Annotated in this window: 4 protein-coding genes, 3 rRNA genes and 1 pseudogene; all 8 read left to right on the top strand. The window is 46.7% G+C overall.

Annotated features, from left to right (window positions below; translation table 11 throughout):
• Positions 1 to 98: 98 nt before the first annotated feature.
• Positions 99 to 245: a hypothetical protein gene (locus tag ACPEIW_RS05715; RefSeq protein WP_425663571.1), complete on the top strand. Its 147-nt coding sequence runs from the start codon at positions 99 to 101 to the stop codon at positions 243 to 245.
• A gap of 190 nt (positions 246 to 435) precedes the next feature.
• Positions 436 to 1,963, top strand: a 16S ribosomal RNA gene (locus ACPEIW_RS05710).
• A gap of 372 nt (positions 1,964 to 2,335) precedes the next feature.
• Positions 2,336 to 5,394: ribosomal RNA gene (locus ACPEIW_RS05705) — 23S ribosomal RNA — on the top strand.
• 166 nt (positions 5,395 to 5,560) lie between these two features.
• A 5S ribosomal RNA gene (gene rrf, locus ACPEIW_RS05700) occupies positions 5,561 to 5,677 on the top strand.
• Together the 16S, 23S and 5S rRNA genes form the textbook arrangement of a ribosomal RNA operon.
• Before the next feature lie 459 nt (positions 5,678 to 6,136).
• Complete coding sequence (locus ACPEIW_RS05695) at positions 6,137 to 6,691, top strand: cysteine hydrolase family protein (RefSeq protein ID WP_004121289.1); 555 nt, start codon at positions 6,137 to 6,139, stop codon at positions 6,689 to 6,691.
• 231 nt (positions 6,692 to 6,922) lie between these two features.
• A complete protein-coding gene (locus ACPEIW_RS05690; RefSeq protein WP_425663569.1) occupies positions 6,923 to 9,253 on the top strand; it encodes a choice-of-anchor M domain-containing protein in 2,331 nt (776 codons plus the stop codon).
• A gap of 81 nt (positions 9,254 to 9,334) precedes the next feature.
• Positions 9,335 to 10,408: pseudogene (locus ACPEIW_RS05685) on the top strand (choice-of-anchor M domain-containing protein); the annotation flags it as partial.
• Entirely contained in the window at positions 10,404 to 12,788 is a 2,385-nt protein-coding gene (locus tag ACPEIW_RS05680) for a choice-of-anchor M domain-containing protein (protein WP_425663567.1), read from the top strand. The pseudogene ACPEIW_RS05685 and the gene ACPEIW_RS05680, both read left to right, overlap by 5 nt.
• The last annotated feature ends 19 nt before the right edge of the window (positions 12,789 to 12,807 follow it).

Raw genomic sequence — 12,807 nt, 5'->3', positions numbered from 1 at the left:
TCTTGTTTTTTTGGATTATTTTTGTTGTGTTTTTGTTGGTGTTTGGTTGCGTGGCGTTTTTTTGCGTGTTTTAGCCGTGTTTTCAACACGCCGATGTTTTGGCTTTGTTTCAATGGTTTTGGCTTGTTGGTTTGGGTGTGATTTGCTTTTGGGCTTGCTTTGGTGTAAGTTTATCTCTTGCTGCTCAGCGCGGCTGGTTCTCCTCGGTTGAGGTTGATGAGTCGGCTGGTGTGGTGGTGGTTTGAGAACTCAAGAGCGTGTCTGTACTACTTATTAGTTAATTATTGCCAGTTCATTGTCAGCCTCACAGATTGTGGGGTGCCTGAGAGATGGTTAAATGATGGTGAGGTTTTTTGTTGGGATGTTCTTTCCTTAAAGAATGTCTCGTCTTTTTCTTTTATATTGGAGCCTTATGTTGGCTCTTCATTGAAGTTTTTCGTGGAGGGTTCGATTCTGGCTCAGGATGAACGCTGGCGGCGTGCTTAACACATGCAAGTCGAACGGGATCCGACCAGCTTGCTGGTTGGTGAGAGTGGCGAACGGGTGAGTAATGCGTGACCAACCTGCCCCATGCTCCAGAATAGCTCTTGGAAACGGGTGGTAATGCTGGATGCTCCAACTTGACGCATGTCTTGTTGGGAAAGTGTTTAGTGGCATGGGATGGGGTCGCGTCCTATCAGCTTGTAGGCGGGGTAATGGCCCACCTAGGCTTCGACGGGTAGCCGGCCTGAGAGGGCGGACGGCCACATTGGGACTGAGATACGGCCCAGACTCCTACGGGAGGCAGCAGTGGGGAATATTGCGCAATGGGGGAAACCCTGACGCAGCGACGCCGCGTGCGGGATGAAGGCCTTCGGGTTGTAAACCGCTTTTGATTGGGAGCAAGCCTTTTGGGTGAGTGTACCTTTCGAATAAGCGCCGGCTAACTACGTGCCAGCAGCCGCGGTAATACGTAGGGCGCAAGCGTTATCCGGAATTATTGGGCGTAAAGAGCTTGTAGGCGGTTCGTCGCGTCTGGTGTGAAAGCCCATCGCTTAACGGTGGGTTTGCGCCGGGTACGGGCGGGCTAGAGTGCAGTAGGGGAGACTGGAATTCCCGGTGTAACGGTGGAATGTGTAGATATCGGGAAGAACACCAATGGCGAAGGCAGGTCTCTGGGCTGTTACTGACGCTGAGAAGCGAAAGCGTGGGGAGCGAACAGGATTAGATACCCTGGTAGTCCACGCCGTAAACGGTGGACGCTGGATGTGGGGCCCATTCCACGGGTTCTGTGTCGGAGCTAACGCGTTAAGCGTCCCGCCTGGGGAGTACGGCCGCAAGGCTAAAACTCAAAGAAATTGACGGGGGCCCGCACAAGCGGCGGAGCATGCGGATTAATTCGATGCAACGCGAAGAACCTTACCTGGGCTTGACATGTGCCTGTCGACTGCAGAGATGTGGTTTCCCTTCGGGGCAGGTTCACAGGTGGTGCATGGTCGTCGTCAGCTCGTGTCGTGAGATGTTGGGTTAAGTCCCGCAACGAGCGCAACCCTCGCCCTGTGTTGCCAGCGGGTTATGCCGGGAACTCACGGGGGACCGCCGGGGTTAACTCGGAGGAAGGTGGGGATGACGTCAGATCATCATGCCCCTTACGTCCAGGGCTTCACGCATGCTACAATGGCCGGTACAACGGGATGCGACATGGTGACATGGAGCGGATCCCTTAAAACCGGTCTCAGTTCGGATCGTAGTCTGCAACTCGACTACGTGAAGGCGGAGTCGCTAGTAATCGCGAATCAGCAACGTCGCGGTGAATGCGTTCCCGGGCCTTGTACACACCGCCCGTCAAGTCATGAAAGTGGGCAGCACCCGAAGCCGGTGGCCTAACCCTTTTGGGATGGAGCCGTCTAAGGTGAGGCTCGTGATTGGGACTAAGTCGTAACAAGGTAGCCGTACCGGAAGGTGCGGCTGGATCACCTCCTTTCTACGGAGTTTTTGTGCACGCTCAGTTGAGTGTGGTTACTGGTGTGGAAAACAATAGTTAACGTTTTGTGAGTGTGTTGGGCATGCTTTTGGGTTCCCGGATTGCCACCCCCCTTTTGTTGGGGTTGCGGTCCTAGCCCTTGGATTACAGGTTGAGGCTTTATTGTTTTTGGCTTGTGTTCTTGGTGTTTGGTGGTTTGAGAACTGGATAGTGGACGCGAGTAAGAATAGTGAGACTATTTTTTTGGTTTTGCTTGTTTTTACTTTTATCAATTTCAACCGGCTCCATTTTGGTGGAGTCGCTTGATCGTTTTGTGATCGTTTAGTGTGATGATTTATTGTCTAGAGAGTTAAGCGATAGGCTTTTTACTGGTGTATCACTGGTAAGGGCGTATGGTGGATGCCTTGGTAGACAGGACCGATGAAGGACGTGACGGGCTGCGATATGCCTCGGGGAGCTGCCGAGTGGGCTTTGATCCGAGGATTTCCGAATGGGGAGACCCGGCCACTGTTATGGGTGGTCACCACAGTTTTTGTGGGGGGTACGCAGGGAAGTGAAACATCTCAGTACCTGCAGGAAAGGATACTCCGTGAGTAGTGGCGAGCGAAAGCGGATCAGGCTAAACCGAGTACGTGTGATAACCGTCAGGTGTTGCGTATTCGGGGTCGTGGGATTGACTGTTCAGCCTCTGACGGGGTTGAGGAGAGTGATAAAACATCGTGTTATGTGAATGGGATTGAATTCCCAGCCGTAGAGGGTGATGGCCCCGTAGCAGGTCGTGCGATGTCTCTTTATGTTTATTCCCAAGTAGCGCGGGCCTCGTGGAATCCCGCGTGAATCTGCCCAGACCGTTGGGTAAGCCTAAGTATTCCTGTCTGACCGATAGTGTACTAGTACCGTGAGGGAAAGGTGAAAAGCACCCCGGGAGGGGAGTGAAATAGTTCCTGAAACCGTGCGCTTACAATCCGTCGGAGCCTTCTTGTGGGGTGACGGCGTGCCTATCGAAAAATGAGTCTGCGAGTCAGTGGTATGTGGCGAGGCTAACCCGGGTGGGGGAGCCGTAGCGAAAGCGAGTTTTAAAAGGCGTTTTAGTCGCATGTCCTGGACCCGAAGCGGGATGATCTAGCCCTGAGCAGGTTGAAGCGCGGGTAAGACCGTGTGGAGGACCGAACCCACCTAGGTTGAAAACTGGGGGGATGACTTGGGGTTAGGGGTGAAAGGCCAATCAAATTCCGTGATAGCTGGTTCTCTCCGAAATGCATTTAGGTGCAGCGTCATGTTATTGCTTACAGGGGGTAGAGCTACTGGATGCTTGCGGGCCCATACCGGGTACTAATAGCAGCCAAACTCCGAATACCTGTTAGGTTTATCATGGCAGTGAGTCGGCGGGGGATAAGCTCCGTCGTCAAAAGGGAAACAGCCCTGATCGTCGTCTAAGGTCCCGAAGCGCGTGCTAAGTGGGAAAGGATGTGGAGTCGCATAGACAGCCAGGAGGTTGGCTCAGAAGCAGCCATCCTTGAAAGAGTGCGTAACAGCTCACTGGTCTAGTGGTTCCGCGCCGACAATGTAGCGGGGCTTAAGCACGCCACCGAAGACGCGACTGCGTGATTTTTTCACGCGGGGTAGGAGAGCGTCCTGTATGGGGTGAAGCGGCAGTGTGAACTTGTCGTGGACTATACGGGAGTGAGAATGCAGACATGAGTAGCGAGAGACAGGTGTGAATCCTGTCCGCTGAATGACTAAGGGTTCCGGGGCCACGTTCGTCGTCCCCGGGTGAGTCGAGTCCTAAGGCGAGGCCGACAGGCGTAGTCGAATGGATGAACGGGTTGATATTCCCGTACCGGTGTTACACCGTTCGAACTGAATCTGAGAGTACTAACCTTCGTTATTCTGGTTGATTGCCTTTCGGGGTTTTCTTCTGGTTTAGTGTTGGGAGCGTATCGGTAGTAGGTTAGCGTGGGAGTGACGCGGGTAGGTAGCCGGCTGCGGAGGTGGTTTTCCGTGGCTAAGCGTGTGGGCTGTCTCCTAGGTAAATCCGGGGGATGTTTAAGCTGAGGCGTGATGGGTAGGCCGTATGGCTGATTCCGGTGATCCTGCTTGCCGAGAAAAGCTTCAACGTGAGGTGTGATTCCGCTCGTACCCTAAACCGACACTGGTGGTCTGGTAGAGTATACCGAAGCGATCGGGCGAATCCTGGCCAAGGAACTCGGCAAATTACTCCCGTGCCTTCGGCATAAGGGAGACCCTTGATGGTGATGTTTTTTACAAGCGGAGCTGTTGGGGGTGGCACAAGCTAGGGGGTAGCGACTGTTTACCAAAAACACAGGAGCGTGCGAAGGCGTAAGCCGCTGTATACGCTCTGACGCCTGCCCGGTGCCGGAAGGTTAAGAGGATCCGTTAGCTTTGGCGAAGCGGTGAATTTAAGCCCCGGTAAACGGCGGTGGTAACTATAACCATCCTAAGGTAGCGAAATTCCTTGTCGGGTAAGTTCCGACCTGCACGAATGGCGTAACGACTTCCCCACTGTCTCGGCCAGGAGCCCGGCGAAATTGCAGTACGAGTAAAGATGCTCGTTAAGCGCAGAAGGACGAAAAGACCCCGGGACCTTTACTATACCTTGGTATTGTCGTTAGGTGTGGATCGTGTAGCATAGGCGGGAGGCTGTGAAGCGCGGGCGCTAGCTTGCGTGGAGTCGATAAGTGAAATACCGCTCTTTCCATATCTGGCGTCTAACCTCGACACGTTATCCGTGTTAGGGACAGTGCCTGGCGGGTAGTTTAACTGGGGCGGTTGCCTCCTAAAGAGTAACGGAGGCGCTCAATGGTCCGCTCAGCCCGGTTGGCAATCGGGTGTTGAGTGTAATCGCACAAGCGGGCTTGACTGTGAGACTGACGGGTCGAGCAGGGACGAAAGTCGGAGATAGTGATCCGGTGCCGGCGTACGGACGTGGCATCGCTCAACGGATAAAAGGTACCCCGGGGATAACAGGCTGATCATTCCCAAGAGTCCATATCGACGGGATGGTTTGGCACCTCGATGTCGGCTCGTCGCATCCTGGGGCTGGAGCAGGTCCCAAGGGTTCGGCTGTTCGCCGATTAAAGCGGCACGCGAGCTGGGTTCAGAACGTCGTGAGACAGTTTGGTCTCTATCCTCTGCGCTCGTTGGAATGTTGAGGAGACCTGCCCATAGTACGAGAGGACCTGGGTGGACGAACCTCTGGTATGCCGGTCGTCACGCCAGTGGCGCTGCCGGTTAGCTACGTTTGGAAGGGATAACCGCTGAAAGCATCTAAGCGGGAAGCCTGCTCCAAGATTAGCATTCCTTGCACTTTGTGTGTGAGCCCCCATGTAGAACACGTGGTTGATAGGCTGGATGTGGAAGCCCTGTAAGGGGTGGAGCTGACCAGTACTAATGGGCGATTGTGATACTACTTGTATTGCTTATCGTTTAATTCTCTTAGATAGTATGGAGTGTTAAACGGTCATTTTATGGTTAAGTTGTTGATTTTGATGATTGTTCTTCTTGTTGCTCGCGTTCATGTCCGGTTCCCAAACCGCCAGCTTGCCACTCGCTTATAGTGAGTGTATAATCTAGTTTTGCGGTGGTCATGGCTCAGGTGAGACGCCCGGTCCCATTCCGAACCCGGAAGCTAAGGCCTGATACGGTGAGGGTACTGCACTCGATAGGGTGTGGGAGACTAACACGCTGCCGCATTATTCTTCTAGCGGGGAACTTGATTGTTCCCCGCTTTTTTATTTTCTGCGTTTTGTTGCTGATTTTGCGGTTTAGAGCAATATTTTTTGGCGCGGCGACCTGCCTTTTCGCTTAAATCGTATCGCGAAAGATATTTCCTTACTTATTGTTGCGCGAGGTTTGAGTATTTCTCTCCTCGCAAGTCCCGTCGCTACGCTCCTCTTTTATTGCTCGTAGAGAAATACATCAAACCTTCTGAATGTCTAAAACTTTTGCGTGGTTTCTCATCAGCGAGATTCTCGATTTTTCTTGCTCTCTCAGCGAGTCACCATCTAGCGACGCTGAGGCTCGCTTCGATAGCTGCGAAAAATCTCGAATCTCTACCTCACTTGCGCTGAAACATGTTAGTGTAAAGAATCTTGTTAGCGTAAAGAGTAGTGTGTAAGTGTAGCTTTAACACAATTAAAAACGGAAGTATGTATGAAAAAGGCTCTTATTAACATTGATTATACGAATGATTTCGTTGCAAGTGACGGCTCTCTTACAGTAGGTGAGCCTGCACAAAAGCTCGAGAAGCGAATTACAGAGATATCGCAAGAATTTCTAGACGCTGGCGAATTCGTTGTTTTTGCAATCGATACGCATCATCTAAACGATCCGTATCATCCTGAAACTAAGCTTTTCCCACCTCACAACATTGCTGGAACTCATGGCCAGAAGTTATATGGCACGCTTGGCGATTTTTACGAAGCAAATAAAGATAAAAGCAACGTTTATTACATTCATAAGACTCGCTACTCTTCGTTTAATGGCACGGATTTGCTGATCAAGCTTCGCGAACGTCATATTGAGGAGCTGCACTTGGTGGGAGTTTGCACGGATATTTGTGTGCTTCACACTGCTGTTGATGCGTATAATCTTGGATTCAAAATCGTAGTTCACAAAGATGCAGTCGCAAGCTTTGATCCACAAGGTCATGAGTGGGCTTTACGTCATTTTAAGACTTGCCTTAATGCAGATATTGTAGAAGGCTAAGATCTTAGCTAAAAATATAAATAATTATTAAATAATCAATCATTAAATAATCGACGCTGGTTGCTTTGAGCTGCCAGCGTTTTTGTTTAATCGGAGTGTCGACTTGACTATTAATGAGAATCATTATTATTATTGATAGACGTTGTAAAGATATCTTCAATAGTCATTCGTGAAAGAAGAGCGCGAATAGGCGAAATAGAGAAGATGAAGTGTAGAGAGCGAAACAGTAATATGACTCAGGTCATTAAGAATATGGTAAAACGCGCGTTCGCGATGTGCGGCGTTGCGGTGCTTGCGTTTGCGGTGCTGGTATCGGGGTTCAGTGCTGCAAATCCTGCGTACGCGGATGATCATAAAACGTCTTATAAGTATTATGAAAATAAAACGGATGAATTAAAAAAAGGTCATATGGATATTTTTTATCCGTTTATGCACAATGACAAGCTAATAATGGGTTTTGAAGCCAACTCAATGCTTTACAATCCAGAAAACGTAACAATGAAGGTTGGGAACTCTTCGTATAGCACTAAGCCTTTTGATAATTACAAAAACAAGTTACCATTCGATGCATCAAAAGGTTATTGGCTTTTAGACGAATCTGGTAATAAACAAGATAAAGAGCTATTCCCAGGATGGGATACGTCTATAGCAAGATACGCTGTTGACGCAGAAAATCCAGATGGAGCAACTGCAGACATTGTTGTGCAAAAAGTAACAGCTCCTAAAGGCGGAAAAGTCTTAGTATGGGAGACGGATAAAAATAAGCAGGGTGAGCATATAGCTAAGTCTTTTGAATACAAAGATAAAGACGATGTTGAAGGTGAAGAAGGTAGTCGTTTTGAGCTTCCAGGCGTAATTCATCAGCCGCAGGTTACGCATCAGCATACGAATTGGGTATTTACAGAGCCTGGAACTTATACTTTAGAGGTTTATGCGGTTATTAAGAATCGAGTAACTCAAAAAACGCTTAAAACAGACACTGCTAAATATACTTTTGAAGTTGATGCAAATAGCAGCCATATGGTTTCGAGCGATTCGGTTGTTAGAGAACGCGGAAAAGCGGAAATCCCAGTTTTGGATGCAAATACTAAAGACGAAGACCCTAGCGATAACCCTGAGTGCCAAGATGGTCAGTTATGCATTCTAGGAGTTAGAAAAACGGGCTCTCATCCTCACTATCATTCTTACGAAGAAGGCGGCGACGTAAACCTTTACACATACATGGATGGTTTAAAGGAAAAAATCGCAAGTGGAGAAATAAAAAGGCCTACATATGAATGGTGCATAACGCGTGCAGATGAGCAAAAGGGTACGGAAGGAACTTGCTTTATTGGAGAAAGGCTTATACTTCCGCCAGAGCCTGCAATGAATAATATGCAAGTTTCTGTTGTTGTTACTGCTTCTGAAGGCTTTTTTGACTTTGGAAAAGACCGCGCAACTGCAAAAATTGTTGTAGAAGATCACGGAGCCGACGGTAGGCCAGTTGTTGCAATTAAGGGCAAAAACAAGGTTAAGATTGGCGAAACCGTACATCTTAATGCAAAGCTGTATTCGCCTCGCGTGCCTGTTGTAAATGGTAAGGCAGGAGAACCAGAAAAGCCTGTTACATCCATAGTCAAAAAATACAGGTGGATGATTAAAAAAGACGGCGAAAAAGAGTTTAAGAACATACCAATGGCAGAAGGAAGCACGCTTGATTTAGTGATTGATAAGAGCATGCAAGATGCTGTTATACGCGCTTCGCTTGTTTTGGATGACGGAACTTTGTATAGGAATGCTGGATACGACGATTTTTGCGATTGGAATGTAAACATAAAGAGAGATAGGAAGGATGGGGAAGCTGGCGATGCTGGCAATTCTGGGGCGCATAAGAATCGCAAGAATACGAAGAATCGCAAGCAAAATCGTAAGCATGCGAAGAATCGCAAGAACACAAAGAATCGCAAGAACACGAAGAATCGCAAGAAGAATAAGAGTCATGAATCTGTAACGGATGAGAATGACGAAAATAATAATGGCGATGAAAATGGCGATGAAACCGATGCAGAAGATAGTCAAAATGAAGATTCTAAAAGCAATAGCGATTTGGAAAAGAATCGCAAGAAAAATAAAAAGCAGTTAGACAAGAATTCCGACAAAAAGTTAGATGAAAATGACGATAATAGCGGAAGCCAAAATCAAAGCGAAAACAAAATGCAGAGTGTAACGCCACTTGCTGCTGGACCTCTTTCTGGCGGAAGGCTTGTTAACGCTGGAAAATCAGGAAGATTAGGCGGTGGATTCTCGGGGCTTGGCAGCTTTGGAAAGTCAAAGAAATCTAAAGTGATAAAAAAGTCTAAGCCACTTAAGAGTAGTAGCAAGAAGGTAAAAAATAGTCACGAAGATTCTAATGATTCTAGCGATTATAACGACAGTGAATTAGACGACGAGCAAGAAAATAGCGAAGAAAATAGCCATAAAACAAAGTGTGTGGCAGCAGCTGTTGGAACTGCAAGCGTGAGCTTGTGTGCAATAACGGGAGCTGGCGCATTCTTGATGAAGCCACGCATAAAGCTGTTGTAGAAAGCTGTTGTAGAAAGCTGCTCGCAAAACTTTAGAAAACACTAATATAACAAAATCAAATTTAGGACTTAAGGATAAAAAATGAGTAAAAATAAGAATCACGTAGCAATCGCGTTTATTGCTGCAATATGTTCGGCGATTACGTTGATTGCAACAGTTTTAATGCCATCTCCACTTGTTGGGTCAGCGAATGCTGTAACAAGCAATCAGCCAGTGATGATTCAAGCAGGTCACGCTGATTTTGGGCCAACGCTTTCGGGCGGTAACTGGAAGATGAAAATCCGCGATGATACTGGCGATGAGCCAGTTTGGAGAGACCCAGAAAACGTGGTATTTAAGCTTGGCAGCAACTCGATTATTCCAATGCCAAACGATTCTACCTACAGTTTTATTGGCGAAAAGCCAGGAACAAAGCTTTATGTGATTCCGCAAACTCAAAATACTGACGTTCCATGGCTTGGGTGGAATACGCAAGAAGGCGGAGTGCTAAACGAGCTAGACCGCGGAGCAAATCTTTCTCTTGATGGCGTAAGTGGTCCTGGAAAATTGCATGTTTACTTGGAAAATGGCAATAATGCTCCACAGCAATTATGGGATAGCACTAAAGGATATCCACAAAACAGCTGGATTGAAGCGAACGCGCACACGCATGTAAATTGGGTGTTCTCTAAGCCTGGAATCTACCACGTAAAGCTCACTTTTTCTGGAAAGCTTAAAAACGGCCGCGCTGTAAGCGATACTCGCGTTCTTAACTTTGCTGTAGGAGATAAAACGGACGCGCAGGCTGCTTTGCCAAGCGCAAGTGCTGGTAGCGCAGATCAAGGCGGAGCTTCGCAAACGGATGCGCAAGATGAGGCTAATGGCAGCGAAAACGCGGATGAAAATGGAAGCGAAAATGCAGCTAATAGCGAAAACAATAATGGCAATAAATTTGCAAATAATTCGAGAAAAAAGCATAAGTCCAACTCCGACGACACTGTAGCAATCGCGCAAATTGTGATGATTGTATTTGCGATTTTAACAATCATAATTATTGCGTTTATTGCATTCGCTGTAGTAAAGAGCAAGCGTGCACGCCAAAAGGCGATTAATCAGCATGATTCCCACACGCAACAAAACACTTCGATTTTTAATAATTTAGGACAAAACAATGCGTAATAGAACATTGAGTAATAAAACTTTGCGTAATAAAACATTAATTTGCTTTAGACTAATAAGCGCGATTTTAAGTGCAATAATATCTTTTGGATTCTTGGCATCAATGTGCTGCTGCAATTGTGGTAGTGCATATGCGAGTGAAGCTGCGCAAGAGGAGTCTGCTGAACAAGACGGGCAAGATACATCTGATGCACAAGAAGGTTCTTCTACAGTTTCCAATCAGTATTCTGACAATAAGAATGAAGATTCTAATCAATCTGAAAATGAAGAAGCTTGCAAATATGCTTCTATGAAAGACGATGATGAAAAGGTCGATGATTCTTCCATAATTGCAAAATGTAGAGTATACAAAGGTCATACAGACGCTTTTGCAACGTATATTAGCAAAAGCGGAAAGTTTGTTTTATCTACGCGCGGAGATGACTTCCCAGGCAATAGTGGTAATCATATCAGGTTTAGTACAAGTCGATTGATATTTGTACTTGGAAGTAACACTAAGCAGTCTAGTGAAGGCTTAAAATTCTTGCCAGAAAATGCTGCAAATGTGCCAGTTTGGGGATTGCCTCAAACACAAGATACAAGTAAATTGTGGCCTGGTTTTGCAACAGAAACATTAGACAAAAAAGCTGGAATAGTTGCTGTTCGCTTTGCAATAAAAAAGGCAGTTATGCCGAAGGGTGGAGCTGTGTATGCGTACCAAGAAGACGCTCATAGCGAAATAACGCCTGTTATAGGAACGCCTAATACAAAGTTTCCGAACAAAATGTATGTAGATGCAGAAAAGCATATGCACGTTAGCTGGGTGTTTACAAAAGCAGGCAAGTATGTTCTTAGCATGGAAGCCGCTGCAATAACTGAAAGTGGAAGTATTGTTAAAGACGTTCAAGACTACACGTTTGAAGTGGATATGAAAAACGCGGATTCTAAAGATAGTAAAGATAGTAGAGAATCAGCTATTGCGGACGACAATAGTTTTAACGATTACAGCGGATTTAACAAATTTATGCATTCTGATTCAGATAAAAAAGATGATGGCAATGAAGATGAAGAATCTGAAGATAGCGAAGATGAAGATGATGAAGATTCTTCCACTTCGATAGTCATAAACGGAAACAACAACAGAGTTTACGTAACGCCATGGCCTGGTGCAAAGCCAAAAGATGGATTAGCAAATCATGGATCCAATCAAGATGGCGATGAAGATAACAGTGAAGATGGCGAAAGTGGCGATGCTAGCGAGTCTGAAGCTAAATCTAAATCCAAAAATAAAAAGCAAAAGTCAAGTAAAAAATGCTCCAAATTTAAGGATTTACAAGGCAATAAGCTGGTCATAAAGCATGGTCACGTTGATTTAGCAACATATTCAACTGGTAACGGAATAGGATTTGCTGTTCAAGAAGACGTGACTGGAAGCCACGTAAAGCGTGACCCTAGCAAAGTTGTGTTTTATGCTGGAAAATCAGCTAAAGACGGTAGCGTGTGGAGACTGCCACAAACGCAAAAAAATAGCGTGCCATGGGTTGGCTGGAGTAACCAGAATTTAAGACCACACAAGCCAAGTAAAATCAGCCTTAAATCTGTAAAAGGGCCAGGTAGTGTGCGCATTTGGTTGCAAGGTTCGTTAGGCGGAAAAGCTAAAACGCTTATGTCTAGCGGCGGAAACCGCACGTACACTATTCCAGCAAACACGCATATGCATTTGAATTGGGATTTTTCAAAGTCTGGGTACTACACGATTCGTCTTGCTGTAAGCGCTAATGGAAAAACAGTTGCAAAGGACTTCCATTTTGCGATTGGTGTGGATCCAATGGAAAAGCCTATGAGTTGTAGCGCTGGAAGCGATGAAGATGGCGATGATGGCGATGGTGATGATGAAGATGTAGATGGCCAGGAAGATGGCCAGGAAAATGTCCAGAATGATGGTAACGTCAATAACACCAATGTAAATACAAATGCAAATAATGGTAACAATGGCAATAATAGTGGCGGCTCAACTTCGCTAGCTGGATCTTATTCTGGCGGAGGGTCGTCGTTCTTTGGGTCTGGCTCTGGTCTTGCAAAGTCTGCTAAAACGGGCAAAACTGGCAGGTCTGTAAGTCTTTCTGGAAGCACTTTAGGAAAGTCAAAGGGCTTGCAATCAAAGTACGGCGCAAAGCGAATTAAAGGATTAAGCCAAAGCCTTAGAAGCGGCGTTAAAAGCGAAGAACCTAGTGGAATTATAGGCTTGTTCCAACGCAAGCCAGTAGTTGCATACACTGCTTTAAGCCTTGGAATTGCAACGATTTCTGGAACTTGCGCAGCTGGATTGTTTGTTCTACGCAAACGCGGACTAATACCTGCAGGGGGCTTATTTAGCGCGCTTATGGGTTTGAAATAGTGCGTAGAAAACGTTGGTA

The organism is Gardnerella piotii, assembly GCF_049815665.1.
Classification (GTDB): Bacteria; Actinomycetota; Actinomycetes; order Actinomycetales; family Bifidobacteriaceae; genus Bifidobacterium; species Bifidobacterium piotii.
Note: the sequence above shows the minus strand (reverse complement) of the source record. Positions and strands in the feature narration are given on the sequence as shown.